Origin of the sequence: Pseudomonas furukawaii, assembly GCF_002355475.1 — a bacterium.
Classification (GTDB): domain Bacteria; phylum Pseudomonadota; class Gammaproteobacteria; order Pseudomonadales; family Pseudomonadaceae; genus Metapseudomonas; species Metapseudomonas furukawaii.
Window position 1 is genome coordinate 5,905,692 of record NZ_AP014862.1, and the last position, 25,471, is coordinate 5,931,162.

Consider the following 25,471-nt stretch of genomic DNA (forward strand, 5'->3'; position numbering starts at 1 on the left):
ACTGACAGATCCCGGCGATGAACAAAGAGACCGAAATCAAGCTTCGCGCCAGCCGCGAGACACTGGAAGCCCTGCGCAACCATCCGCTGCTGAAGAAGCGCAACAAGTCCGGCTGGGAACGCCGTGAACTCTTCAACCAGTATTACGACACCCCCGAGCGCGACCTGGCCCGCGCCCGGGTGGCGCTGCGCCTGCGTCGCGACGGCGACCAGTTCATCCAGACCCTGAAGACCCGTGGCCAGAGCGTGGCCGGGCTGTCCGAGCGCAACGAGTGGGACTGGTACCTGACCAAGGCCAAGCTGGACCCGAAGAAACTCACCGACGACTGCTGGCCCGCCAGCCTCGCCGAGCTCGACAAGAAACAGCTGGGGCCGATCTTCACCACCGACTTCCACCGTGACCGCGCCGAGATCGCCTGGGGCCGGGGCAAGGCCAAGGTGGTGATCGAGGCCGCCCTGGACCTGGGCAAGGTGATCGCCGGCAAGCAGGAAGAAGAAATCTGCGAGCTGGAACTGGAACTGCGCCAGGGCGAGCCCGACGCCCTGCTGGAACTGGCCGCCGAACTGGCCGCCGAGCTGCCGCTGATGCCCTGCGATATCAGCAAGGCCGAGCGCGGCTACCGCCTGCATGACGCCGACAGCTACCACCTCGGCCTGCCGCTGCCGGAGCTGACCGCCGAAACCTCCCTGGACGACGCCTTCGCCGCCCTCGCCTGGCACCTGCTGGGCGCCAGCCAGCGCCTGGCCGAGCAGTACCGTTTCAATGGCCACTGGAAACTGCTGGCCGACTGGGTCCGGCAACTGGCCGACCTGCGGGCCCTGCTGGGCAGCCTCGGCCAGGCGGCGCCGCGCGCCAGCAGCCACGACCTGCGGGAAGCCCTGGACGCCCTGCTGGCCGACTGGCGCCCCCGCCTGCTGGCCGGCGAGCACGACGAAGCCGCCCGCCACGCCGCGCCGCAGCAGTTCGCCGACGAACTGGCCGGCACCCGCTGGGGCCTGTTCTCCCTCAAGGCCTCGCGCTGGCTGCTGGGCCGCGCCTGGACCGTCGAGCGCAACGCCCGTGGCACCCGCCAGGGCCAGGCGGCGCTGGGCAACTGGCTGCAGCGTTTCCTCGCCGAGGAAGGCCAGGCCTTGAAGCCCGAGCTGTACAAGCGCCAGCCGGAAGACCTGGCCGAGCAGTTGCCGCGCCTGGAACGCCTGCTGGTCTGGCTGCGCCTGGCACGGCAGGTCCTGGAGACCCTCGAGGTCGACCGCGCCTACGGCGAGCTGGCCAAGCTCGCCGAACTGGCCACGGCGCCGCTGGACGCCGAAGTCCTGGCCGCCCGCAGCGAGCAGGCCCAGACCCTGATCAGCCTGCGCGGCTGGAAAGCGCTGACCCGCTGATAGCGATCACCGAGGAGTCGCGGGATGTTCAGGCAAAGCGTCCAATCCCTGGTCACCACCTGGCTCACCGGCCTGCTGGCCCTGCTGCCACTGGTGCTGACCCTGGCGCTGCTGGCCTGGCTGCTGAGCCTGCTGAACACCCTGGTGGGCCCCTCCACGGTGATCGGCCAGCTCCTGGGCGCCCTCGGCCAGCCCTTCGCCAGCAACCCGGCGCTGGCCTACCTGGTGGGGACCCTGGTGCTGCTGGGCAGTCTCTATCCCCTGGGACTGGCGGTGCAGCTGGGTCTGCGCCGCCCCCTCGGCTGGCTGCTGGACATGACCCTGCGCCGGGCGCCGCTGATCGGCAGCCTCTACAGCCTGGCCGATCGTTTCGTCGGCCTGCTGGACCGCAGCAAGAACGCCGACATCGCCGCCATGAGCCCGGTCTGGTGCGTCTTCGGCGGCGACGGCGCGGCGGTGCTGGCCCTGCAGCCGAATCCGGACACCGTCGAGATCGACGGCCGGCCCTACTGCGCCATCCTGGTTCCCACCGCCCCCATCCCGGTGGGCGGCGGGCTGATCTACGTCCCCGTTGAGTGGCTGCGCCCGGCGGACATGGGCGTGGAGGGCCTGACCAGCATCTACCTCTCAATGGGCCTCACGCCCCCGCAACAGGCAAGCCGGCAGGCGAAGGAGCCGGTGGTGAGCGAGGACGACCAGATTTCGTAGATCGCCTCTCAAGCTGCCCCCATCACTGCCCTTCGCCCTAAAGGCCAGCGCGCATCAAATCGACTCTTGCTCACCCCCTGACACCCAATAACGCATTCTCATGCACCTTTTCAGACCTATCTGATAGCGCTGCTATCGAGCAGGACCGCAAGCTCCTCCGTTTCAGTCAAGGACACCGTACGAGGATCTGACATGGACACTCGGAGCCTGGCCCAGCGGATGGTCGATGCTGCCAATGCAATCAATGCCAGCAGGAAGGCAGAAGAGCGTCGGAACGCAGGACTGCAAACCCCCGAGCCTCTCTGTCTACCGCTGCCCAACTACTGGGTCACCGATCCCGCCAGCGCCCACCTGCCGGCCATCCAGCACTGGAGCCACCCCTTCGGCGACCGAGGCAACCCGCTGCGCCAGCTCACCCTACTGGCCAATGCCGAGCGCGGCTACTACCCCCTCGGGCGCAACGGCTTCTGGCACCTAGGTGTGCATTTCGATGCGGGCACTGCCGGCATCCTGGACCAGTCCCAGGTGCGCTGTGTGGCCGACGGAGAGGTGGTCGCTTACCGTATCGATACCCGGTCTCCCAGCACCCGTTACCTGTTCGATGATGCGCAGGTGGAGCGTCCCTTCTCACGGAACTTCGTCCTCGTGCGACACCGCCTGCAGGCACCGGAAATCTCTGGCCTCAGCGCCCCGCCAAGCCTGACCCTCTACAGCCTGTACATGCATCTGGAAGACTGGGCGGCGTATCGGCAGGACCAGACCCTGAAGCGACCGGCCTTCTGGCCTGAAAGCAATACCCGCCGGGTCAAGGACACGGAAAAGGATTTCGTGCCCGGACTGGAGGGCCTCCACTGGCTGCGCTGCCGCATCGGGCCAAATGGTGGTGCGGTGATCTCCGGGCTGGCCCGTGGTACCGAGGTCACCCTCAGTGGCACCGGCAGCTACCGCAAGCTGGAGAACATTCCCGGCCCTCGGCAACTGCTGCAAGATGGCGCCCTGCTCGGCTATGTCGACTCCAGCTTTCTCGAACCCCTGCCCAGAGGCGATTACCGCATCGCCACCTGGCGGGACGATGGCACGCTCAACGTCCGTCCCAGCGCCAGCGTCGAAGGCAAGCCGTTGATGACCCTGCCCAACGGCACCGAAGTCGCCGTCAGCGGCACCGGCAACTACCGCAAGCTGGAGTGGGTCAATCAGTACGTCCACTTCGACTCACTGCTGGGCGAGCGCGAACCCCAGGCCCTGAACGAGATCTGTGTCCTCGAGTTGCCGGTACCCATACGCGCTGGCGAACTGATCGGCCACCTCGGCGCCTATCAAGACCACGGCGACGCCCTGCCCCGGCGGCAATTGCACTTGGAAATGTTCAGCAGCGAAAGCGTTCAGACCTTCCTCGACGTCAGCCGCGCCTGGGCGCAACACCTGCCGGCCAGTGCGCGGACCTGGTTGAAACTGCCCCAGGGCACTCCCGTGGTGCCGCATCAAACGCACTTCAGCGCCACCACCCCACCCAGGGCGAATACGGGCACCCCGACCAGCAGCGCCGACCTGCACCTGCCGAAGCAACTGCTCGAGGGGCTGGGCGCCGACAGCAAAATCCGCATTCCCGCTCGAGACGGCCACGCCGGCTTTACCTGGTACCGCCTCGACGACCTGCTGCACGGCAGTGAAGGCCAGTTACTCGCAGGCTGGGTCCAGGTCGAGGATGACCACGCCCACTGGCACAGCCCCTGGGACTGGAGCGGCTACGCCGCCATCCTCAACGGTGACTCCCTGGAAAGCTGCCAGGCCTATGCGCTGAACGTGCAAGGCATCCTGCCCAGCGAACGGGACCGGGCGCGCGCCGCACGGCTGGCCGATCTCTCCGACCAAGGCCCGATCCGCAGCCGACTGTTCGACCTGGTAGATCGCGAACGCCACGAGGTGATGACCGCCGAGGAATTGCAACAGGCCCTCCACTTGCCAGCGCTGGCGCAATCGATTTCCCGCCTGGCGATCTACAGCGAAAGCGAATGGCACTGGCGGCCGGGCAAGTGGGATGCGCTGGACGATCTCTTCGGCCATAGCAGCTCATCACCACACCACAACTGGCTGGCGGAGAAAGAGCGTATCCAACAGCTCTGCTGGTGGAACGAAGTGGCACCGAGGTTGGGGCTGCCGGTAAACGGGCATGTCTGGCATCTGCATCCGGTGGGATTGATGGGACACTTTAATGCCGGGAATGACGAAAACGACCTGCGGTGGTTAAAAGTTCCATTTGGTCAATTGACCTTTGATACCGAAGGTAATGATGTAGAAGATGAGTCAAATCCATTGCACAGATATTTTAGTCGCGTGGTGCATTGGCCTGGCGGAGTGTCGGGCGTGACTATAGGCCGGGGTTATGACTTAGGACAGCAAATGTCTTCTGAGCTTGATCTTGATCAGGCGGGAGTAATTGAGCCATTAAAGACCTGGCTGGTTGATTCACAGGGATTAACTTCCTTAGCCGCCAAAAATAGACTTGAAACAGCAAGTCGTGAAATTCTACTCATACAAATAACAAGAAAACAGCAATACAATTTATTCATAACCACATACAAGCGTCTAGAGGATGACGTGAAGCGGATATGCCAGAAAGCAGCAACAATTCGCGCCTATCATGCAAATCCGAATATTGACCCTGAGAAAGCGTGGAGTGATATTCCAGATCGCATAAAAGAAATACTTATAGACCTCCGATATCGTGGCGACTACACACCTACAGCTAGATCCCATATTCAAAGTGCCGCCTATCTGGGCGACGCAATAGCATTCGGTAGAGCCCTATCCGAACGAGCACACTGGCCTAACGTCCCACAAGAAAGATTCCAGAGAAGAATTAATTACTATGAAAGCCGAAATTAGAGCTGCTGCCTTTTTTTTACTTCTCCCCAACCTCAGCTGTGCAACCTTTAGCGAGCTTGAGATAAATCAGCTTGAAGATATTAATAGAGCTTCATTGGATCAGATGAGTGCAGCACATGCCTCATTAAAAAAGGCTATATCAACGTCAATCAAGGATAACCCCGAAAAACAGAAATTAATCACTGAACTTGACACTGCATGGCAGGGCATGATTGAAAAGAAATGCAAACTTGAAACATATGAATCAAAAGGAACTGATGCAGAAATTTCTCAATACAGTACCTGCATGAGCAAAAACTACTTAGAAGCAGAAAATTACTTCAACTCGATTCAACCTTAGGAAGAACTCGCACAACCCAAGCCCTTTCTTGCGGCTGGCTCACACAGGGCCTGCATTATTCGGCCAATAATTAAATCAAAATTTTTTGCGCACAGACTCCACGCTTCATCGACATCGTTAGTGTCGGCTCCATGCACATGATGAACGGTAGCATTGGCGCCACCCGAATAAGCACCCAGGCAGTTGCCCGAACCCCATCCACGGCCCAACTGCACGGCAACTGGCTGGTGGAGAAGCAGCTAATCGAACAGCTCTGCTGGGTGAACTAAGCGGCACCGAGGATGGGACTGCAGGCGGATGGACATATCTGGCATTTGCGTCCTTCCAGGTGGCAGAGCGCTCAAGGGAGAACACGAATTGGATCGCGGCTTAAAGGAGATTGCCGAGGGCAATCCAGATTTTTGTGGTATCGACGTCCCAGTGGCCTCTCATGAGCACCGCTGCGCGCGTGGCAACCTGCCGTTGTCTTCCCTGACAGACCTGAAGGTGCGTTAGCCATGCCGGTCAGACTGGACAAGATTCCCGCCCCCGCACAGCGACCCGCGCTGCCACGCGCTTGGTTGTGGTTCGGATTGCTGGTGCTCTTACTGCTGCTGGGCATGGGCCTGACGCTTTGGCTGGGCAGCGAGATGCTGACTCAGGAACCTGGACGTTTCTGGCTGTACGCCGTGGCAGCCCAGGCGATCCAGGCGAGCGGCCGGCCGCAGTTCATTTTCAGTGGCGAGGGCACCCCCGAGTCAGGGTTGTGGTGTACGACCATCAGGCCCTTGGCCGCAAAGGATTCCACCCAGGCGAGCAACTGATATCCACCTGCAGGTAGATGGCGCTTTTTCACCCGCCAATTGCGCCATGTCTCGCCTCGATGGTGGACCGCTTGCGCGTGGTTCATCACGTATGGCCTGACCCACTGAGCGACCTAGGCCCCCAGCGGCAGCTGGGTGGTGGACTTGATCTCCGACAGGGCGACGATGGAGTTCACCTCCTGGATGCCCGGCACCAGGGACAGCTTCTCGAAGAAGAAGCGCTCGTAGGCCTCGATATCGCGGGTGACGATGCGCAGCATGAAATCCACCGACCCCATCAGCACATGGCACTCCAGCACCTCGGGGAACCCGCGCATGGCCTCGGCGAATTCGGTGAGGTTGGAGCGGCCGTGGGCGTTGAGCTTCACCTGGGCGAAGACCTGCGCGTTCAGGCCCACCTTGCGCCGGTCGAGCAGGGTCACCTGGCGACGGATCACGCCCTCGTCCCTCAGCCGCTGGATGCGCCGCCAGCAGGGCGACTGGGACAGCCCCACGCGCTCGGCGATCTCGGCGGTGGAAAGGCTCGCGTCCTCCTGCAACAGGTCGAGGATGCGCTTGTCGTAGGCGTCCAGGGTGATGGACATAATTTTTCCCCAATCAGGTGATTACCGGAAAAGTCTATCCAAAGCCTGCCGCGAATCACGCGAATCAGGCAGAAAAATCCTCGGCGGTGCTGGAAAACTATCGCCACGCCCAACGAGGAGTTCCCCATGCTCAGCCTCCAGCCCGCCCCCCTTCTGCGCGACGACCACTGGCACCCCGGCCGCGCCCTGCATGAGGCCTGCGAAATGCAGTTCGCCATCCTCGCCGAGGCCGAGGCGGACGTGCTCGGCCGCCTGCTCGCCTACTTCGCCCAGTTGCAGCTGGTGCCGCGCTGGCTGGAAGTGAACCGGGTGGGAAACGACCTGCTGGTGCAGCTTCGCCAACCCGGGCTGACGCCCCACCGCGCCGAGGTGATCGCACAGAAGATGCGCTCGCAGGTGTCCGTGTTCTCGGTGGAGCTGGAACGCGCGCCGGTTCCTTGATCCAGCGCTTAGCTCGACAGTGGCGATTCGGGCATGCTTGCCGTCCCATGGGAAGAGCGATTGACTACTCTTCCAGACTGAGCAGCGTGACCGAGGAGCTTGCATGTCCGCCTTTGCCTCACCCGCCCAGGACCGTTGGCTGGACCTCAACGACCTGATGCGCGAATTGGTAGCCCAGGGCCGCCTGAGCCAGGACCAGGCCGAGCATTGCCTGGCCATTCGCCGTAGCGCGGTGAACAACCAGCAGCATCCCCTGGAGTTCCTGGCCAGCCAGCAGGTGGACGACCTCCACCGCCCGGGCCGGAAACTCGACCTGGAGACCCTCACCCAGTGGCTGGCGGAACACGCCGGCCAGCCCTACCTGCGCATCGACCCGCTGAAGATCGACGTCGCCGCGATCACGCCGCTGATGTCCTACGCCTTCGCCCAGCGCCACAAGATCCTCGCCGTGGCCGCCGACAGCCAGTCGGTGACCATCGCCAGCGCCCAGCCCTTCGTGCAGGGCTGGGAGGCCAACCTCACCCATGTGCTCAAGCGCCCCATCAAGCGCGTGGTGGCCAACCCGGTGGACATCCAGAAGTTCACCCTGGAGTTCTATCGCCTGGCCAAGTCCGTCAGCGGCGCCAGCGCCACGGACCAGAAGATCAGCGGCGTGGGCAACTTCGAGCAGTTGCTCAAGCTGGGCTCCAGCGACCAGGAGCCGGACGCCAACGACGCCCACATCGTCAACATCGTCGACTGGCTGTTCCAGTACGCCTACCAGCAACGCGCCAGCGATATCCACATCGAGCCCCGCCGCGAGCAGGGCACGGTGCGCTTCCGCATCGACGGCGTGCTGCACACCGTCTACCAGTTCCCGCCCCAGGTCACCATGGCGGTGGTGAGCCGCCTGAAGAGCCTCGGACGGATGAACGTGGCGGAGAAACGCAAGCCCCAGGACGGCCGGGTCAAGACCAAGACCCCGGACGGCGGCGAGGTGGAGCTGCGCCTGTCCACGCTGCCCACCGCCTTCGGCGAGAAGATGGTGATGCGGATCTTCGACCCCGAGGTGCTGCTGAAAAGCTTCGACCAGTTGGGCTTCTCCGCCGACGACCTGCGCCGCTGGCAGAGCATGACCAACCAGCCCAACGGCATCATCCTGGTCACCGGCCCCACCGGCTCGGGCAAGACCACCACGCTCTACACCACCCTCAAGCAGCTGGCCACCAGCGAGGTGAACGTCTGCACCATCGAAGACCCCATTGAGATGATCGAGGGCGCCTTCAACCAGATGCAGGTGCAGCACAACATCGACCTGACCTTCGCCAGCGGCGTGCGCGCCCTGATGCGGCAGGACCCGGACATCATCATGGTGGGCGAGATCCGCGACCTGGAAACCGCCGAGATGGCCATCCAGGCCGCCCTCACCGGTCACCTGGTGCTCTCCACCCTGCACACCAACGACGCCCCCAGCGCCATCACCCGCCTGCTTGAGCTTGGCGTGCCCTACTACCTGTTGCGGGCCACCCTGCTGGGGGTCATGGCCCAGCGCCTGGTGCGCACCCTCTGCCCCCACTGCAAGGCGCCCATGACGCTGTCGGAGGACGACTGGAACGGCCTGACCAAACCCTGGAGCGCACCGCTGCCCACCGGCGCCCACCGCGCCGTGGGCTGCCTGGAATGCCGTGATACCGGCTACCGGGGCCGCGCGGGCGTCTACGAGATCATGCTCCTGTCCGACGCCATCAAGCCGCTGATCACCGCCGACACCGACCTCATCGCCCTGCGCCGCGCGGCGTTCAAGGAAGGCATGCGCAGCCTGCGCCTGTCCGGTGCGCAAAAGGTGGCGTCGGGACTCACGACCATCGAAGAAGTGCTGCGGGTCACGCCACAAAGCGAACAGAAATGAAATGCTTGTCAGTCGGGGCGGAGGGGCCCCGACCGACAGAAGAACTACAGCCAGCAAACGGAGTGATTCCCATGGAAATCGGCAGTGTCGTCATCCTTTTCGTCGCCCTGGCGATCGCCATCGTCTTCATGGGCTTCAAGGTGGTGCCCCAGGGCTTCGAGTGGACGGTGGAGCGCTTCGGCCGCTACACCAACACCCTGAAACCCGGCCTGAACATCATCGTGCCGGTGATGGACCGCATCGGTCGCAAGCTCAGCGTGATGGAAAGCGTGCTGGACATTCCGCCCCAGGAAGCCATCAGCGCCGACAACGCCATCGTCACCATCGACGCCGTGTGCTTCTTCCAGGTGGTCAACGCCGCCCAGGCGGCCTACGAGGTCAACGACCTGGAGCACGCCATCCGCAACCTGGTGATGACCAACATCCGCACCGTGCTCGGCTCCATGGAACTGGACGCCATGCTGAGCCAGCGGGACGCCATCAACGAGCGCCTGCTGCGCACCGTGGACGAGGCCACCGCGCCCTGGGGCATCAAGGTCACCCGCATCGAGATCAAGGACATCACCCCGCCGGCGGACCTGGTGGAAGCCATGGCCAGCCAGATGAAGGCCGAGCGCCTGAAGCGCGCCCAGATCCTCGAGGCCGAGGGCCGTCGCCAGGCGGAGATCCTCACCGCCGAGGGCGAGAAGCAGGCGCAGATCCTCAAGGCCGAGGGCCAGCGCCAGGCCGCCTTCCTCGAGGCCGAGGCGCGGGAGCGCGCCGCCCAGGCCGAAGCCGAGGCCACCCGCGTGGTGTCCGAGGCCATCGCCCAGGGCAATGTGCAGGCGGTCAACTACTTCGTCGCGCAGAAATACGTCGAGGCCCTGGGCAAGCTGGCCAGCGCCGACAACAGCAAGGTGGTGCTGATGCCCCTGGAGGCCAGCCAGGTGATCGGGGCCGTGGGCGGCATCGGCGAGATCGTCCGCGCCACCTTCGACGGCCGCAAGGGTTGAGGCCATGTGGAACTACCTGCAGAACCTCACCTATTGGGACTGGCTGGCCCTCGGCACACTGCTGCTGATCCTCGAGGTCTTCGGCGCGGGCGGCTACCTGCTGTGGATCGGCGTGGCGGCGGCCTGTGTCGGGGTGATCACCTTCATCGCCCCGGAACTGCACTGGGCCATCCAGTTCCTGCTCTTCGGTGTGCTCTCCATCGTGACCGCGGTCTACTGGTGGCGCCGCCAGCGCAGCGCCGCCAAGCCCTCGGCCCAGCCGGGGCTGAACCAGCGCGGCCAGGAGTTCATCGGTCGCCAGTTCGCGCTGCACGAAGCCATCAGCGGCGGCCGCGGCAAGATCCGCGCCGGCGACTCCCTCTGGCTGGTGACCGGACCCGACCTGCCCGCCGGCAGCCAGGTACGCGTCATCGGCCAGGACGGCGTGCTCCTCCGGGTGGAGCCGGCCTGACCAGGCGGTGACGCCACCCTTGACGGCCTCCGGGGCATTCATCGAACCTGCACGGCACCCTGAAGCACGCTTGCCAGCACAGCGGACGTCTGCATGTCCAAGCCTCACCCCACCAACCCGCCCGGGCGCCGCCCCATCGTTCCCGTCCTGGCCGGCCTGCTGCTCCTGGCCGGCCTTGGCCTCTGGCTGTACCTGGCCGGCACCGACGCACCGTCGAAGGCCGTAGCGCCAGGGGCCGAGCCACAGCCCGCCCGCTTCGTCGACGAAGCCGCCTGCGCCGGCTGCCACGGCCAGCAGGCGAAGGACTGGCAGGGCAGCCATCACCAACTGGCCCTGCGCGTGGCCGACGACACCAGCGTGCTGGCGGACTTCGACGACGCCCCTGTCCAGATCGAGGGGCAGGCGTCCCGCTTCTTTCGCCGCGACGGTGCTTTCTGGGTCAACACGCCGGGGGAGGACGGCAAGCCGGCGGATTTCCGCGTGGCCTACGTCATCGGTGTCGCGCCCTTGCAGCAATACCTCCTCGAACTGCCTGGAGGGCGCCTGCAGGCCTTCTCCCTGGCCTGGGATCTGGAGCGGGGCGCCTGGTTCAAGCCCTACCCTGGCCAGGGCATGGAGATTCACGACCCCGAGCACTGGATGCGCCCGCAGCAGAACGCCAACGCCCAGTGCATGGACTGCCACAGCACCGGATTCCAGCGGGGCTTCGACCCCGCCAGCGGTCGTTTCGACAGCCACTGGAGCAGCCTGGGCGTGGGCTGCCAGGCCTGTCACGGTCCGGCCTCGCGCCACCTGCAATGGCTGGAGAACACGTCCGGCCTGCGCAATGCCGGGTTCGCCGTCGACCTGGCCCGTGCCGACCGCATCGCCAGCCTGGAGACCTGCGCCCGTTGCCATGCCCGCCGTACGCCGCTGGGCGATGGCCCACCCCAGGGGCGGCGACTGATGGACGATTACCTGCCCAGTACCCTGACCCGGGAACTCTACGAACTGGACGGCAAGGCCCGGGAGGACGTCTACCAGTACGGCCCCTTCGCCCAGAGCCGGATGTTCGCCAAGGGCGTGCGCTGCAGCACCTGCCACGACCCCCATCGCGGCAACCTGAAGGTCACGGGCAACGGACTCTGCCTGCAGTGCCACAACCCCGAGGGCAAGGCGCGGATCGCCGGGGTCGATGGCCAGGGACTCAAGGCGAAGGACTATGACAGCCCGACGCACCACCATCACCGCCCAGGCCAGGCCGGCGCCCAGTGCATCGATTGCCATATGCCGGCCCGCCGCTTCATGGGCATCGACAACCGCCACGACCACGGCTTCAGCCTGCCCGATCCGGCCCGGGCGCTGCGCCTGGGCACCACGGACGCTTGCCTGGGCTGCCATGCCGAGCGCAACGGGGACCTGTTGGCCGAACAGTTCCGGCGCTGGTACGGCGAGGTGCCCTCCGCCGCGCCACGCTATGACGAGAGCCTCTGGTTGATCCGCAACGGCCGCCCCGGAGCGTCGCGGGCGCTGTTCCAGCAACTGGCGTCCGAGGGGCTGCCCGCCATCCGCCGCGCCACCCTGCTGGCGGAACTGCCCCACTACCCCAGCGAGCGCGCCCTGGCGGCGGCGGCCCGGGACCTCAACCACCCCGCACCACTGGTACGCGAAAGCGCGGTCCGCGCGGTGGCGGCGCTGGTACCGCCGGAGCAACGACGCAACCTGCTGGCTCCCCTGCTCTCGGACCCGATTCGCGCCGTGCGCATAGGCGCGGCCCGCGAGCTGCTGGGGCTGCGAGCCACGGGACTGGGCAACTACGAGAGCGCCTGGAGCGAAGCCATCGGCGAGTACGAAGCCGCGCTGCTCAGCCAACAGGACCGCGCCGAAGCCAACCTGGCGCTGGCCCAGCTCTACCAGGCCAACGGCCGTGCCGATGCGGTGGAGGGCCGCCTGCGCACCGCCGTGCAGCGGGACCCCGAGCACCTCCCAGCGCAGGTGGCGCTGGTGCAATGGCTGGACAACAACTACCGCTGGGACGAGGGCCGCGCCCTGCTGGAGCAGGCCCTCGCCGGCCATCCGCGATCCGCCCTGCTGCGGCACGCCAATGGCGTGATGCTGCTGCGCCGGGGTGACCTGCCGGCGGCCACGCGGGCCTTCGCCGAAGCCGTGGAGCTGGAGCCGAGCAACAAGGTCTACGACTACAGCTACGCCGTGGCATTGCATGACAGCGGACAACTGGAAGCGGCCTGTCATCGCCTGGAGGCGCTGCTGGAACGGGACCCGGCCAACCGCGAGGCACGCCTGGCCCTCATCAGCTACTGGCGCGAAGCCGGCCAGATCCAGAAGGTCCAGGCCTTGCTGGCGGAACTGGAGCAACAGAACCCGGACGATCCGGAACTGCGACGGGAGTAGCATCGACGGCCGGCGCGCAATGAGGTGGAACTCCGGCAGGACCGGTCTGATCTGATCATTCAGGTCCACCGCGAACGGAGCCAATTCCATGCGCACTCGTCTGTACACCGCTGCATTCGTCATGATCGCCCTGCCGGCCGGCTCCGCCCTGGCCGACAGCGACTTCTGGCGCGACGTGATCTCGTCAGGCGCCACCACCGCCTCCACCTATCTCACCTTCAAGGACGACAAGCTGATAGTCGCCGCCCGTGACGATGCCAGCAGCTTCGTCGCCAGCGATGGAGAGATCCGGGGCCCTTACCTGGAAGCCGCGCTGCAGCGCATCCGCAATGAACATCCCGACCTGCAGGCCAGCGACGCCGAGCTCGCCAGCGCCATCCTCGCCAGCGAACGCTGAAACCGGTCGGCAATGAATGCGCTTCTGCGCGCACTAAAAAAGCCCCGTCATTGCGACGGGGCTCACGGAGCAGCTACCCCCAACTGGTAGCCTGTGGAACGCACGTCCCGGCCGAGGAGCGCCGGCGTGGGGACAGTGCGGGGCCTACGATGGCCAGCCACCCGCAGCAGGTCAACGGCGCGGAGCCGGCTTCCGAAAAAGCCCCACGCCGGACGGGTGATCGCCTACCCAGCGCCGCTCATCACTCCCGATAGTCATCCACGGGCACGCAGGCACAGAACAGGTTGCGGTCGCCGAAGACGTTGTCCACGCGGTTCACCGTCGGCCAGTACTTGTGGGCACGGGTGTGGGAGGTGGGCACCACCGCCTCCTCGATGGAGTAGGGCCGCTCCCAGATTCCGACCACATCCGCCAGCGTATGGGGAGCGCGCTTCAGCGGGTTGTCCTCCGGCGGCCAGTCACCGGCCTGGACCTTGGCGATCTCCGCGCGGATGCTGAGCATCGCCTCGATGAAGCGGTCCAGCTCGTGCTTGTTCTCACTTTCCGTGGGTTCGACCATCAGGGTGCCCGGCACCGGGAAGCTCATGGTCGGCGCATGGAAGCCGTAGTCCATCAGGCGCTTGGCCACGTCCTCCTCGGTGATCCCGGTCTCCGCCTTGAGCGGCCGCAGATCGAGGATGCACTCGTGGGCCACGCGGCCGTTGCGCCCGCTGTAGAGCACCGGGAAGGCCCCGCCCAGGGCCTGGGCCAGGTAGTTGGCGCCGAGGATGGCTACCTCGGTGGCGTCGGCCAGCTCCGGGCCCATCATGGCGATGTACATCCAGCTGATGGGCAGGATGCTGGCGCTGCCCCAGGGCGCCGCGCTGACGGCGCCGTTCTCCGGATTCGGTCCCTTGAGTTCGATGACCGGATGGTTGGCGACGAAGGGGGCCAGGTGCGCGCGCACGCCGATGGGCCCCATGCCCGGCCCGCCGCCCCCGTGGGGAATGCAGAACGTCTTGTGCAGGTTCATGTGGGAGACGTCGGCGCCGATGTCCGCCGGCCGCGCCAGGCCCACCTGGGCGTTGAGGTTGGCACCGTCCATGTACACCTGGCCACCCTGGCTGTGGATCACCTCGCAGATCTCGCGGATGCCCTCTTCGTAGACGCCGTGGGTCGAGGGGTAGGTGGCCATCAGGCAGGACAGCTGGCCACCCGCCTCCGCCGCCTTGCGCTTGAGGTCGTCCAGGTCGACGTTGCCGGCTTCGTCGCAGTCGACGATCACCACCCGCATGCTGGCCATCTGCGCCGATGCGGGGTTGGTGCCGTGGGCGGAGGCCGGGATCAGGCAGATGTTGCGGTGCCCCTCGCCCCGGCTCTCGTGGTAGCGCCGGATCGCCAGCAGCCCGGCGTACTCGCCCTGGGCGCCGGAGTTGGGCTGCATGCAGATGGCGTCGAAACCGGTGATGGCGCAGAGCCAGGACTCCAGCTCCTCGATCATCAGCCGGTAGCCCTGGGCCTGTTCCAGGGGGACGAAGGGGTGCAGGTTGGCGAACTCCGGCCAGGTGATGGGGATCATCTCGCTGGTGGCGTTGAGCTTCATGGTGCAGGAACCGAGGGGGATCATCGCCTGGTTCAGGGCCAGGTCCTTGTTCTCCAGCTGCTTGAGGTAGCGCAGCATCTCGGTTTCGCTGTGGTGGGCATTGAACACCGGGTGGCGCAGGTAGTCGCTGGTGCGCACGAGGTCCGCGGGAATGCCGGGCACTATGACGCCCGCGTCCAGCTCGGCGACGGACAGCCCGTGGTCGGCGCCGAGGAAGATGCAGAACAGCCGCTCCACGGTCTCGGCCGTGCAGGTCTCGTCCAGGCTCACCCCCAGCTTGCCGCGACCGAGGATGCGCAGGTTGACCCTGGCCGCCCTGGCCGACTCGATGATGGCGGTCTGGCTGCCGCCGACGTCCAGGGTCAGGGTGTCGAAGAAATGCGCGTTGTCCCGCTGGATTCCCCGTCGCGCCAGCCCTTCGGCAAGCACGGCGGTGAGGCGGTGGACCCGCTGGGCGATGCGTTTCAGGCCCTCGGGGCCGTGATAGACGGCGTAGCAGCTGGCGATGTTGGCCAGCAGCACCTGGGCGGTGCAGATGTTGGAGTTGGCTTTCTCGCGGCGGATGTGCTGCTCGCGGGTCTGCAGCGCCATGCGCAGGGCGACGTTGCCCCGGGCGTCCTTGGACACGCCGATGATGCGCCCCGGCATGGCGCGCTTGAATTCGTCGCGGGTGGCGAAGAAAGCCGCATGGGGTCCGCCGTAGCCCATGGGGACGCCGAAGCGCTGAGCCGAGCCGAACACCACGTCCGCCCCCAGTTCCCCGGGGGGCGTGAGCAGCAGCAGGGCGAGCAGGTCGGTGCCGACGCAGGCCAGTGCCTGCTGGCCGTGCAGGTGTTCGATCAGGGGCCGCAGGTCGCGGATCTCGCCGTGGGTGTCGGGATACTGCAGCAGCGCACCGAACACCTGGTGTTCCGCCAGCTTGTCCACCGGGCCCACCACCAGGTCGAAGCCGAACGCCTCGGCGCGGGTCTGTACCACCGAGAGGGTCTGTGGATGACAGTCCTCATCGACGAAGAAGAGGTTGCTCCTCGACTTGGCCACCCGCTTGGCCAGGGCCATGGCTTCGGCGGCGGCGGTGGCCTCGTCCAGCAGCGAGGCACTGGCCAGGTCAAGGCCCGTGAGGTCGATGGTCAGTTGCTGGAAGTTCAGCAGCGCCTCCAGCCGGCCCTGGGCGATCTCCGGCTGGTAGGGGGTGTAGGCGGTGTACCAGCCGGGATTCTCCAGCAGGTTGCGCAGGATCACCGTCGGCGTGTGGGTGCCGTAGTAGCCCATGCCGATCAGGCTGGTCCAGAGCTGGTTCTGCTCGGCGTAGCCACGCAGCTTCGCCAGGGCCTGCTGCTCGTCCAGGGCCTCCGGCAGGTCCAGGGGCCGGTTCAGGCGAATGGCCGGCGGCACCGTCTGCACGATCAGCTCGTCACGACTGGCCAGGCCCAGGGCCTGGAGCATCGCCTGCTGCTCGGTCTCGTCCGGGCCCAGGTGGCGACGGAGAAAGGCGTCGGGCTGTTGGAGCTGGGACAGCGAGGGCATCTGGGACATGGCAGGACCTCATTTTGCCGCGGCAGAAAAACAAAAAGCCTCGACTAGCGAGGCTTTCTGAAGGATAGCGGGTGAATCAGCTATCGGCGTCGGCTGCGGCCTTGTAGGCGCCGGCGTCGAGCAGCTTGTCCAGCTCGGCGACGTCGCTGGGCTTGAGCTTGAAGAACCAGGCGCCATAGGGATCGCTGTTGACGCTTTCCGGGACGTCGCTGACGGCGTCGTTCACCGCGATCACTTCACCACCGATGGGGGCGTAGATGTCGGAGGCGGCCTTGACCGACTCCACTACGCCGGCTTCCTGACCGGCGGCCAGGGTCTTGCCGACTTCCGGCAGCTCGACGAACACCACGTCTCCCAGCGCTTCCTGGGCGTGGTCGGTGATGCCCACGGTCACGGTGCCGTCGGCTTCCAGTCGGGCCCACTCGTGGCTGGGGGCGTAACGCAGTTCAGCGGGAATGTTGCTCATGTCGAGTTCCTCAGAGACGGTGGCGGATGGCCCGCCTGAAAATTTAGATCAAGGCTTTGCCATTGCGCACGAAGTTTGGTCGCACGACGCGCACCGGGAACCATTTACCGCGGATTTCCACTTCCGCGCGCTCGCCGGTGGCCATCGGCACCCGTGCCATGGCGATGGATTTGTTCAGGGTCGGGGAGAAGCTGCCGCTGGTGATTTCACCCTCGCCAACACCCTCCACCCGGACCACCTGGTGGGCACGCAGCACACCGCGTTCTTCCAGCACCAGGCCCACCAGCTTGCTGGCGACGCCGGCGGCCCGTTCGGACTCCAGGGCCTCGCGGCCGATGAAGTCGCGGGATTCGGGCTCCCAGGCGATGGTCCAGGCCATGTTCGAGACCAGCGGGGACGCGTCCTCGGTCATGTCCTGCCCGTAGAGGTTCATGCCGGCCTCCAGGCGCAGGGTGTCACGGGCACCCAGGCCGATGGGGGCGATGCCGGCACCCACCAGTTCGGTAAAGAAGCCGGGGGCCTGGTCCGCGGGGAACATCAGCTCCAGGCCATCCTCGCCGGTGTAGCCGGTGCGGGCGATGAACCAGTCTCCCTCGGGCAGGCCCTGGAAGGGTTTCAGCTCATGGATCAGGGCGGCACGTTCGGTGCTTACCAGCTCGGCCACCCTGGCGCGGGCGCTGGGGCCCTGGATGGCGAGGATGGCGAGGTCGGAACGCTCGGTCAGGCGCACGTCGAAACCCTGGGCATGGGCCTGCATCCAGGCCAGGTCCTTCTCCCGGGTCGCGGCGTTGACCACCAGGCGGTAGCCGCTTTCGGTGAGGTAGACGATCAGGTCGTCGATGATCCCGCCGCGCTCGTTGAGCATGGCGCTGTACAGGGCCTTGCCGGGGGCCTGCAGGCGCGCGACGTCGTTGGCCAGCAGGGTTTGCAGCCAGGCCTTGGCCTGGCTTCCGGCCAGGTCCACCACCGTCATGTGCGAGACGTCGAAGACCCCGCAGTCGCGGCGCACCTGATGGTGCTCCTCGACCTGGGAGCCGTAGTGCAGCGGCATGTCCCAGCCGCCGAAATCGACCATCTTGGCTCCCAGTGCCAGGTGCTGGTCATGCAACGGAGTGCGCTGTCCCATGGGTTTCTCCTTCCGGGCTTGGCGAAGATGCGGCGGACGTTATCCACAGGCGGGATGGGGGTGGGCCGCAACGAATGGCGCGCATTGTAGCCGCAAGGTTGGAGACTGGACACTCCGCCCGGGCGGCGCCTCCGACATCCCGACCGGTGCGTCGCGGCGACTGGCTCAGTGACCGACGCGACGCGCGGAACGGCGGATCAGGCCGATTACCGGCAGCAGCCCCACCAGCACCAGGGTCAGGGCCGGCAGCGCCGCGCGGGCCCACTCGCCCTCGCTGGTCATCTCGAAGATCCGAACCGCCAGGGTGTCCCAGCCGAACGGACGCATCAGCAGGGTGGCCGGCATCTCCTTGAGCACGTCGACGAACACCAGCAACGCGGCGCTCAGCGTGCCCGGCAGCAGCAGCGGCAGGTAGACCCGGAAGAACAGGGCCGGCCCCCCCACGCCGAGGCTGCGGGACGCCTCGGGCAGCGACGGGCGGATGCGCGCCAGGCCGTTCTCCAGCGGCCCGAAGGCCACCGCCATGAAGCGCACCAGGTAGGCCAGCAACAGCGCCCCGAGACTGCCCAGCAGCAGGGGCTTGCCGGCACCACCCAGCCAGTGCGAGAGGGGTATCACCAGGTGGCTGTCGAGGTAGCTGAAAGCCAGCATGATCGACACCGCCAGCACCGAGCCGGGCAGCGCATAGCCCAGGTTGGCCAGTGCCACCGCCGCACGCACCGGGCGGGTCGGAGCCAGGCGGCGGGCGAAGGCCAGCAGCAGCGCCACGCAAATGGTCAGCAACGCTGCCATGCCGCCCAAGTAAAGAGTGTGGAGGATAAGCCCGGCATAGCGCTCGTCGAGGTCGTAGCGGCCACGCTGCCAGAACCACACCAGCAGTTGCAGCATGGGAATGACGAACGCACAGGCGAACACCAGGCAGCACCAGGCGGTGGCGGCGAGGGCCTTGATGCCATGCAGGTGGTAGAGGGCCTTGCCCCGGGGACGCTCGCTGGTCGGCCGGCTGGCGCCTCGGGCGCGGCGCTCGCCGTAGAGCACCAGGCATACCCCCAGCAGCAGCAGACTGGCCAGTTGCGCGGCGCTGGAGAGGCTGAAGAAGCCGTACCAGGTCTTGTAGATGGCGGTGGTGAAGGTGTCGAAGTTGAACACCGCGACGGCGCCGAAATCCGCCAGGGTTTCCATGATCGCCAGGGCCAGGCCGGCGCCGATGGCGGGTCTCGCCATGGGCAGCGCCACCCGCCAGAAGGCCTGCCAGGGCGACTGGCCGAGCACCCGCGCCGCTTCCATCAGGCCCTTGCCCTGGGCCAGGAAGGCCGCCCGCGCCAGCAGGTAGACATAGGGGTAGAAGACCAGCACCAGCACCAGGATCACACCGCCCGTGGAGCGTACCCGGGGCAGTCTCAGACCCGTGCCGAACCATTCGCGCAGGAGGGTCTGCACGGGGCCGGAAAAATCGAACAGGCCGATGAAGACGAAGGCCAGCACATAGGCCGGCACGGCGAAGGGCAGCATCAGCGCCCAGTCCAGCCAGCGCCGGCCGGGAAACTCGCAGAGGCTGGTGAGCCAGGCCAGGCTGACGCCGAGCAGGGTCACACCGACCGATACGCCCGTCACCAGTACCAGGGTGTTGCCCAGCAGGCGCGGCATCTGGGTGTCCCACAGGTGGGACCAGATCTCGCCATCCACCTCGCCCCAGGACAGCACCAGGACGCTGAGGGGCAACAGGACCAGGATGGCGACGGCAAAGCTGATGGGGTACCAGCGGCGCTGGACGGGATGGGACACGACAGCCTCGTGGGAAAGCGCTGAAAGCGCCGAAGGCTGAACGAAAACGCACCTGGCATCAAGCCGGTGCCCCGTTCAGCCTCCAGCGGCTCAGGCGGCGCGGATCAGTTCCAGCCGACGCGGTCCATCAGCTTGATGGCTTCGGCCTGGCGCTTGCCGGCCACTTCCACCGGAATGCTGTCGGCCTTGAAGCTGCCCCAGGCGGCCACTTCTTCCGACGGCTTGACCTTCGGGTTGGCCGGGAACTCCTGGTTGATGCCGGCGAACAGGCCCTGGGCCTCGTCGGTGGTCATCCACTCCACCAGGGCCTTGGCAGCCTCGGGATTCGGCGCGTGCCGGGTCAGGCCGATGCCGGAGAGGTTCACGTGGACGCCACGATCCGCCTGGTTCGGCCAGAAGAGCTTAACCCTCAGGTCCGGGTTCTCCTTGTGCAGGCGGCCGTAGTAGTAGGTATTGACGATGCCCACGTCGCACTGGCCGGCGTCCACGGCCTGGATCACGGCGTTGTCGTCGGCGAACACGTCGGTGGCCAGGTTGTTCACCCAGCCCTTGAGGATTTCCTCGGTCTTGGCCGCGCCATGGGTCTCGATCAGGGTGGCGGTCAGGGACTGGTTGTAGACCTTCTTCGAGGTCCGCAGGCACAGGCGGCCTTCCCAGTTCTTGTCGGCCAGGGCCTCGTAGGTGGACAGCTCTTCCGGCTTCACCCGCTCGGTGGAGTAGATGATGGTCCGTGCGCGCAGGGACAGGCCGGTCCAGGCGTGGCTGGCGGCGCGGTACTGCGGCGGGATGTTGGCGTCGATCACCGGGGAGGTGAAGGGTTGCAGGATGCCCATCTGTTCCGCCTGCCAGAGGTTGCCGGCATCCACGGTCAGCAGCAGGTCGGCCACGCCGTTGTCGCCTTCGGCCTTGATGCGCTGCATCAGCGGCGCTTCCTTGTCGGTGATGAACTTGATCTTCACCCCGGTCTTGGCGGTGTAGGCATCGAAGACCGGCTTGATCAATTCGTCGATCCGCGAGGAATAGACGACCACTTCTTCATTGGCGGCCTGGGCCGAGGTGGCGGCCGCGGTCAGCGCGAGGAGCGCGAAAAGGGACTGACGTACCCGCATTGCTGGAGCCTCATTGATGACGGAGAGGGCCTGAATGATAGTCAACCTCAGTTACATCCGTTAAGGCTTTTTATGTCGGCGTGTGTATCAAATGGCCAGCTACTTCCGGCTTTCCGGCTTTCCGGCCTGGCGCTCAGGCCTCGGCCAGCTTCGGCAGGTCGCCGGTCAGGCCGAGTGCCTGGCGCACGAACAACGCCTTGGCCTCGGGCATGCCGTCCACCCACTTGAGGCCGCTGTTGCGCAGCCAGCGCAGGGGCAACGGATCGGCCTGGAACAGGCGCTCGAAGCCCTCCATGGCGGCCATCATGGCCAGGTTGTGGGGCATGCGGCGGCGTTCGAAACGGCCCAGCACGCGCTCGTCGGCCAGTCGCTCGCCCCGGCCGGCGGCATGCAGCAGGACTTCCGCCAGCACCGCCGCGTCGAGGAAGCCCAGGTTGACGCCCTGCCCCGCCAGCGGGTGGATGGTATGGGCGGCGTCGCCGATCAGCGCCAGCCCTTCCTCGACGTAGCGCTTGGCATGGCGCTGGCGCAGGGGGATGCACAGGCGCGGGTCGGCGCCCAGGATCGGGCCCAGTCGCCACTCGAAGGCTCGGCCCAGCGCCTCGCAGAAGGCCCCGTCGTCCAGGGCCATCAGGCGCTCGGCCTCGGCCGGCGTGGTGGACCAGACGATGGAGCACCAGTGTTCACCGTCACGATCCAGGGGCAGGAACGCCAGGGGGCCGTCATCGGTGAAACGCTGCCAGGCGGTGCGCTGGTGGGGTTCGGTGCAGCGCACGCTGGTGACGATGGCGTGGTGCAGGTAGTCCCATTCGCGGGTGGCGCAACCGGCCAGGCGGCGTACGGCGGAATGGGCGCCGTCGGCGGCCACCACGAGCGGCGCCCGCAGTTCGCGGCCATCCACCAGGGTCAGCAGCCAGTGGTCGCCGGAACGGCGCAGGCGCTCCAGGCGCGCCCCGGGCAGCAGGCCGATGCCGCTGTCGTGCAGGGGCTCCAGCAGGGCGTCCTGGATCACGCGGTTCTCGACGATGTGTCCCAGCACCTCGGCATGCACGCTGCCGGCGGCGAAGTGGATGCTGCCGGTCCCGGTGCCGTCCCAGACCCTCATGTCCGAATAGGGGCTGCTGCGGCGGGCGAGGACGCCCGGCCAGGCGCCCAGGCGCAGGAGGATGCGCTGGCTGGCGGCGGACAGGGCGCTGACACGGGGCTCGAACGGGGACGCCGGGTCGAAGGGCTTGACCGAAAGCGGGCTGCCATCGATCAGCAGGATGTCCAGGCCGCTGTCCTTGAGGGCCAGTGCCAGGGCGCTCCCCACCATGCCGGCTCCCACGATGATCAGATCCGCGCGCAATTCCATATCAGCCTTGAGGCTCCCTGTTGAGGTGCATGCCCATCAGTCCGGGCGGGTTCCCAGGCCCATGGCCTGGCGGGCGAACCAGCGCTTGGCCGGGGGCAGCAGGTCGAGGCCCAGCAGGCCCAGGTTGCGCCCGGTGGCCAGCAAGGGCTCGGCAGTGGAGAAGAGTCGGGTCACCTGGTCGGAAAAACCCACGGTGAGCTGCTGGTCCTGGCGCTGGCGCTGCAGGTAGCCCTGGAGCGTCGCGATATCCCCAATGGCCTTGTCGCTGGCCAGCAGGCCCTCGGCGAGCGCCTGGGCGTCGCGCAGGGACAGGTTGTAGCCCTGGCCGGCGATGGGATGCAGGCTGTGGGCGGCGTTGCCCAGCACCACCAGGCTGGAGCGGACCTGCTCCTCGGCTTCCACCAGTTCGAGCGGGTAGAGATGCCGCGCGCCCACCTGCTGGAAGGCGCCCAGGCGGTAGCCGAACGTCTCCTGCAGTTCGTCGAGGAAGCGCCGCTCGTCCAGGCGTGCCAGGCGTTCGGCATCGTTGCCGGGGCGACTCCAGATCAGGGCGCAGCGGTTTTCCGGCAACGGCAACAGGGCCATGGGACCTTCGTCGGTGAAGCGCTCGAAGGCCTGCCCGCGATGGGCCTCCAGCGGGCTGACGTTGGCGATCAGCGCGCTCTGGCCGTATGCCCGGCGACGCACGCCGATACCCAGTTGCTCGCGCAGGCCGGATCGGCCGCCATCGGCCAGCACCGCCAGGTCGCAGTCCAGTTGGGTCTCGTCGTCCAGGGTCAGCCGGTAGCCCCCTTCCAGGGCCTGCATGCCCACCACTTCCGCCGGGCAGTGCCAGCTCACCACGTCCCGGTCCAGGGCCTGCCAGAGGCACCGGCCGAGCCAGGCATTCTCCACCACGTAGCCGAGGGCGGGGACGCCCTCTTCCAGGGCCGCCAGGCGCGCGGCGCCGAAGCGGCCGCGGTCGGAGACATGGATCTGCAGGATGGGCTCGGCCCGCTGGGAAATGGACGGCCAGAGCCCGAGGCGCTCGTAGATCTGCCGGCTGCCGAAGGACAGCGCCGAGGAACGGGCGTCGTAACTGGGCTGGAAGCTGTCGCCGGGGGCGAAGGGTTCGATCAGGACGATCTTCCAGCCCCTGGCCCGGGCACCGGCCTGCAGCGCCAGGGCGAGGCTGGCGCCGACGAGCCCCCCGCCGATGATCGCGACTTGGCTTCGATGCATGTCAGGCGGCCTGGGTCCGCGCGGCGGCCATCAGCGCCTCGATCTCCTCGACGGTCTTGGGCACGCCGCCGGTCAGGATCTCGCAGCCGGTCCGGGTCACCACCACATCGTCCTCGATACGCACGCCGATGCCGCGCCACTTCTTCGGCACGTCCTGGTTGTCGGCGCCGATGTAGATGCCGGGCTCGACGGTCATGGCCATGCCGGGCTCCAGCACGCGCCACTCGCCGCCCACCTTGTATTCGCCGACGTCATGCACGTCCATGCCCAGCCAGTGGCCGGCACGGTGCATGTAGAAGGGCTTGTAGGCTTCGCTGGCGATCAGCTCGTCCAGGTCGCCCTTGAGCAGGCCCAGCTCCACCAGGCCGGCGGTGATGACCCGCACGGTGGCCTCGTGGGCCTCGTTCCAGTGCTTGCCCGGCGCGATCTCCAGGAATGCGGCCTCCTGGGACTTGAGCACCAGCTCGTAGATGGCCTTCTGCTCGGGGCTGAATCGCCCGCTGACCGGGAAGGTGCGGGTAATGTCGCTGGCGTAGCAGTCCAGCTCGCAGGCGGCGTCGATCAGCACCAGGTCGCCATCCTTCAGCGGGGCGTCGTTCTCGCGGTAATGGAGGATGCAGGCGTTCTTGCCGGCGGCGACGATGGAGCCGTAGGCCGGCATCTTCGCCCCGCCCTTGCGGAACTCGTATTCCAGCTCGGCCTCCAGGTGATACTCGAAGAGCCCCGGCCGCGCGGCCTGCATGGCCCGCACATGGGCGCGGGCGGAGACTTCGGCGGCCTCGCGCATGACCTTCACTTCCGCTGCCGACTTGTACAGGCGCATGTCGTGCAGCAGGTGGTCCAGGGCGACGAATTCCTTCGGCGGCTGGGCGCCCTGGCGGGCCTTGGAGCGGATGGTGTTGACCCACTCCATCAGGTGCTGGTCGAACTCGTGGTTGGTGCCGATGGAGTAGTAGACGCGCGAACGCCCCTCGATCAGGCCCGGGAGGATGTCGTCGATATCGCCGATGGGGAAGGCGTCGTCGGCGCCAAAGTCGCGAATGGCACCGTCCTGGCCGGCACGCAGGCCGTCCCAGAGTTCGCGCTCCGGATCGCGCTCACGGCAGAACAGCACGTACTCGCCATGCTCGCGACCGGGGATCAGCACCAGCACCGCGTCCGGCTCCGGGAAGCCGCTGAGGTACTGGAAGTCGCTGTCCTGGCGGTAGACGTGCTCGACGTCGCGGTTGCGGATGTGCACGGGCGCGGCGGGCAGGATGGCGATGCTGTTGGCTTCCATCTGCGCCATCAGGGCCTTGCGACGGCGGGCGTATTCGGCCTTCGGGATACGGGTCATGCGCGCTCCTTCAGGGCGGGCAGGGCGCCCGCCACTCGGGTTCAATGCAACGAGGGTTTGGCGGCAGCCGGGGTGGTGGGCCTGGCGCATTCGGCGAACAGCAACAGCGGGGCGACGCGCAGGTACTCCATCACCTCCATGTAGTCGCTCTCGCCGTCGTCGGAGTCTTCCAGGGCACTCTGCACCTGGGCGATGGACGCGAGGTCCTGCAGGACCTCCACGGCTTCGCCGGACAGCGCGCCCTCTCGGGCGGTGATGCCGAAGCCGCCGAGGAAGCCCTGGCACCACTGGCCCAGGGCGGTGGCGCGCTCGGCCAGGGGGGCATCGTCGCCGGGCAGGAGCAGGATCACGGCCATCTCGCTGCCGGTCAGCTCGCCCTTGACCATTTCCTGGAGACCGATCAGCGCCTGGCGCAGGCTGTCCTGGGGCTCGACGCCCAGGAGTTCGGCGGCGTCCTCGAGCCAGGGGCCGGGCTCGAAGCCGGCCCCGGCGCAACTGCGGCCGAGGAGCAGGCCATGCAATTCGGCGGGAGAGACCGGCTGGCCGGAGGCGGCCAGAAGCGCGGCGAAAGCGTTGTAAGGGGAATTCGAACTGGACATATAGGGTGGCTAGGCGCCAAGCGGCGCAATCACTAGAATGACGGCCTCGTATCCTAGCAGCACGGCGCGGTGAAGGCAGCATCGACGCCCGTTC

At 66.6% G+C, this 25,471-nt stretch carries 21 protein-coding genes; 11 read left to right on the top strand and 10 right to left on the bottom strand.

All coding sequences use genetic code 11. The features are described 5' to 3' along the window. The first annotated feature begins 17 nt into the window (after window positions 1-17). From KF707C_RS27300 to KF707C_RS27315, 5 genes are all read left to right on the top strand, one after another. The gene (locus tag KF707C_RS27300) at window positions 18-1,382 is read left to right on the top strand and encodes a CYTH domain-containing protein (protein WP_003457441.1); all 1,365 of its coding nucleotides are present in this window, start codon (window positions 18-20) and stop codon (window positions 1,380-1,382) included. 24 nt (window positions 1,383-1,406) lie between these two features. After that, entirely contained in the window at window positions 1,407-2,090 is a 684-nt protein-coding gene (locus KF707C_RS27305) for a DUF502 domain-containing protein (protein WP_003457442.1), read from the top strand. Window positions 2,091-2,282: 192 nt separating this feature from the next. Continuing rightward, window positions 2,283-4,976 carry a lysozyme family protein gene (locus tag KF707C_RS27310; protein ID WP_003457443.1) on the top strand — a complete coding sequence of 898 codons (2,694 nt, stop codon included), beginning with the start codon at window positions 2,283-2,285 and terminating at the stop codon, window positions 4,974-4,976. After that, complete coding sequence (locus KF707C_RS29245) at window positions 4,960-5,316, top strand: hypothetical protein (RefSeq protein WP_131679705.1); 357 nt, start codon at window positions 4,960-4,962, stop codon at window positions 5,314-5,316. Before KF707C_RS27310 ends, KF707C_RS29245 begins: the two co-directional genes overlap by 17 nt. Window positions 5,317-5,813: 497 nt before the next feature. Continuing rightward, on the top strand, window positions 5,814-6,119 hold the full coding sequence (locus KF707C_RS27315; protein WP_036994512.1) for a hypothetical protein: 306 nt from the start codon (window positions 5,814-5,816) through the stop codon (window positions 6,117-6,119). Between the two features lie 113 nt (window positions 6,120-6,232). On the opposite strand, the gene KF707C_RS27320 is transcribed toward KF707C_RS27315, so the two are convergent. Further along, a complete protein-coding gene (locus tag KF707C_RS27320) occupies window positions 6,233-6,703 on the bottom strand; it encodes an Lrp/AsnC family transcriptional regulator (RefSeq protein ID WP_003457450.1) in 471 nt (156 codons plus the stop codon). Between the two features lie 126 nt (window positions 6,704-6,829). On the opposite strand from KF707C_RS27320, the gene KF707C_RS27325 reads away from it, so the two are divergent. The 6 genes from KF707C_RS27325 (at window position 6,830) to KF707C_RS27350 (ending at window position 13,263) form a co-directional block, all read left to right on the top strand. Next, window positions 6,830-7,144: a hypothetical protein gene (locus tag KF707C_RS27325; protein WP_003457451.1), complete on the top strand. Its 315-nt coding sequence runs from the start codon at window positions 6,830-6,832 to the stop codon at window positions 7,142-7,144. Window positions 7,145-7,247: 103 nt separating this feature from the next. Continuing rightward, a complete protein-coding gene (locus KF707C_RS27330; protein ID WP_003457452.1) occupies window positions 7,248-9,032 on the top strand; it encodes a GspE/PulE family protein in 1,785 nt (594 codons plus the stop codon). A 71-nt stretch (window positions 9,033-9,103) separates the two neighbouring features. Beyond that, a complete protein-coding gene (locus KF707C_RS27335) occupies window positions 9,104-10,024 on the top strand; it encodes an SPFH domain-containing protein (protein WP_003457453.1) in 921 nt (306 codons plus the stop codon). Window positions 10,025-10,028: 4 nt separating this feature from the next. Further along, complete coding sequence (locus KF707C_RS27340; protein ID WP_003457454.1) at window positions 10,029-10,475, top strand: NfeD family protein; 447 nt, start codon at window positions 10,029-10,031, stop codon at window positions 10,473-10,475. A 93-nt stretch (window positions 10,476-10,568) separates the two neighbouring features. After that, window positions 10,569-12,866: a tetratricopeptide repeat protein gene (locus KF707C_RS27345; protein ID WP_003457457.1), complete on the top strand. Its 2,298-nt coding sequence runs from the start codon at window positions 10,569-10,571 to the stop codon at window positions 12,864-12,866. 88 nt (window positions 12,867-12,954) lie between these two features. Next, window positions 12,955-13,263 carry a DUF2388 domain-containing protein gene (locus KF707C_RS27350; RefSeq protein WP_003457459.1) on the top strand — a complete coding sequence of 103 codons (309 nt, stop codon included), beginning with the start codon at window positions 12,955-12,957 and terminating at the stop codon, window positions 13,261-13,263. A 241-nt stretch (window positions 13,264-13,504) separates the two neighbouring features. On the opposite strand, the gene gcvP is transcribed toward KF707C_RS27350, so the two are convergent. From gcvP to KF707C_RS27395, 9 genes are all read right to left on the bottom strand, one after another. Then, window positions 13,505-16,381 carry an aminomethyl-transferring glycine dehydrogenase gene (gcvP, locus tag KF707C_RS27355; RefSeq protein WP_003457463.1) on the bottom strand — a complete coding sequence of 959 codons (2,877 nt, stop codon included), beginning with the start codon at window positions 16,379-16,381 and terminating at the stop codon, window positions 13,505-13,507. 76 nt (window positions 16,382-16,457) lie between these two features. Further along, window positions 16,458-16,847 (bottom strand): glycine cleavage system protein GcvH, encoded by a 390-nt coding sequence (gcvH, locus tag KF707C_RS27360; protein ID WP_003457468.1) that lies wholly within the window; start codon window positions 16,845-16,847, stop codon window positions 16,458-16,460. A 43-nt stretch (window positions 16,848-16,890) separates the two neighbouring features. Next, window positions 16,891-17,973: a glycine cleavage system aminomethyltransferase GcvT gene (gcvT, locus tag KF707C_RS27365; protein WP_003457471.1), complete on the bottom strand. Its 1,083-nt coding sequence runs from the start codon at window positions 17,971-17,973 to the stop codon at window positions 16,891-16,893. 165 nt (window positions 17,974-18,138) lie between these two features. Next, window positions 18,139-19,758 (bottom strand): ABC transporter permease, encoded by a 1,620-nt coding sequence (locus tag KF707C_RS27370; protein WP_003457472.1) that lies wholly within the window; start codon window positions 19,756-19,758, stop codon window positions 18,139-18,141. Between the two features lie 104 nt (window positions 19,759-19,862). Then, a complete protein-coding gene (locus tag KF707C_RS27375; protein ID WP_003457474.1) occupies window positions 19,863-20,867 on the bottom strand; it encodes an extracellular solute-binding protein in 1,005 nt (334 codons plus the stop codon). Window positions 20,868-21,000: 133 nt separating this feature from the next. Beyond that, the gene (locus tag KF707C_RS27380) at window positions 21,001-22,221 is read right to left on the bottom strand and encodes a 2-octaprenyl-3-methyl-6-methoxy-1,4-benzoquinol hydroxylase (protein WP_003457478.1); all 1,221 of its coding nucleotides are present in this window, start codon (window positions 22,219-22,221) and stop codon (window positions 21,001-21,003) included. A gap of 36 nt (window positions 22,222-22,257) precedes the next feature. Further along, window positions 22,258-23,442 (bottom strand): 2-octaprenyl-6-methoxyphenyl hydroxylase, encoded by a 1,185-nt coding sequence (gene ubiH, locus KF707C_RS27385; RefSeq protein WP_003457480.1) that lies wholly within the window; start codon window positions 23,440-23,442, stop codon window positions 22,258-22,260. 1 nt (window position 23,443) lies between these two features. Continuing rightward, window positions 23,444-24,778, bottom strand: coding sequence for a Xaa-Pro aminopeptidase (gene pepP, locus KF707C_RS27390; RefSeq protein ID WP_003457482.1), 1,335 nt, complete (start codon window positions 24,776-24,778; stop codon window positions 23,444-23,446). A gap of 41 nt (window positions 24,779-24,819) precedes the next feature. Further along, window positions 24,820-25,377, bottom strand: coding sequence for a YecA/YgfB family protein (locus KF707C_RS27395; RefSeq protein WP_003457484.1), 558 nt, complete (start codon window positions 25,375-25,377; stop codon window positions 24,820-24,822). Window positions 25,378-25,471 lie beyond the last annotated feature (94 nt).

Bases quoted from the DNA above. Each gene is read 5' to 3' on its own strand.
- ubiH (WP_003457480.1), bottom strand. From the start codon at position 23,442: ATGCATCGAAGCCAAGTCGCGATCATCGGCGGGGGGCTCGTCGGCGCC.
- KF707C_RS27375 (WP_003457474.1), bottom strand. From the start codon at position 20,867: ATGCGGGTACGTCAGTCCCTTTTCGCGCTCCTCGCGCTGACCGCGGCC.
- KF707C_RS27325 (WP_003457451.1), top strand. From the start codon at position 6,830: ATGCTCAGCCTCCAGCCCGCCCCCCTTCTGCGCGACGACCACTGGCAC.
- KF707C_RS29245 (WP_131679705.1), top strand. From the start codon at position 4,960: ATGAAAGCCGAAATTAGAGCTGCTGCCTTTTTTTTACTTCTCCCCAAC.
- KF707C_RS27335 (WP_003457453.1), top strand. From the start codon at position 9,104: ATGGAAATCGGCAGTGTCGTCATCCTTTTCGTCGCCCTGGCGATCGCC.
- KF707C_RS27350 (WP_003457459.1), top strand. From the start codon at position 12,955: ATGCGCACTCGTCTGTACACCGCTGCATTCGTCATGATCGCCCTGCCG.
- KF707C_RS27320 (WP_003457450.1), bottom strand. From the start codon at position 6,703: ATGTCCATCACCCTGGACGCCTACGACAAGCGCATCCTCGACCTGTTG.
- KF707C_RS27300 (WP_003457441.1), top strand. From the start codon at position 18: ATGAACAAAGAGACCGAAATCAAGCTTCGCGCCAGCCGCGAGACACTG.
- KF707C_RS27310 (WP_003457443.1), top strand. From the start codon at position 2,283: ATGGACACTCGGAGCCTGGCCCAGCGGATGGTCGATGCTGCCAATGCA.
- KF707C_RS27305 (WP_003457442.1), top strand. From the start codon at position 1,407: ATGTTCAGGCAAAGCGTCCAATCCCTGGTCACCACCTGGCTCACCGGC.
- KF707C_RS27330 (WP_003457452.1), top strand. From the start codon at position 7,248: ATGTCCGCCTTTGCCTCACCCGCCCAGGACCGTTGGCTGGACCTCAAC.
- pepP (WP_003457482.1), bottom strand. From the start codon at position 24,778: ATGACCCGTATCCCGAAGGCCGAATACGCCCGCCGTCGCAAGGCCCTG.
- gcvH (WP_003457468.1), bottom strand. From the start codon at position 16,847: ATGAGCAACATTCCCGCTGAACTGCGTTACGCCCCCAGCCACGAGTGG.
- KF707C_RS27345 (WP_003457457.1), top strand. From the start codon at position 10,569: ATGTCCAAGCCTCACCCCACCAACCCGCCCGGGCGCCGCCCCATCGTT.
- KF707C_RS27380 (WP_003457478.1), bottom strand. From the start codon at position 22,221: ATGGAATTGCGCGCGGATCTGATCATCGTGGGAGCCGGCATGGTGGGG.
- gcvT (WP_003457471.1), bottom strand. From the start codon at position 17,973: ATGGGACAGCGCACTCCGTTGCATGACCAGCACCTGGCACTGGGAGCC.
- KF707C_RS27395 (WP_003457484.1), bottom strand. From the start codon at position 25,377: ATGTCCAGTTCGAATTCCCCTTACAACGCTTTCGCCGCGCTTCTGGCC.
- gcvP (WP_003457463.1), bottom strand. From the start codon at position 16,381: ATGTCCCAGATGCCCTCGCTGTCCCAGCTCCAACAGCCCGACGCCTTT.
- KF707C_RS27315 (WP_036994512.1), top strand. From the start codon at position 5,814: ATGCCGGTCAGACTGGACAAGATTCCCGCCCCCGCACAGCGACCCGCG.
- KF707C_RS27340 (WP_003457454.1), top strand. From the start codon at position 10,029: ATGTGGAACTACCTGCAGAACCTCACCTATTGGGACTGGCTGGCCCTC.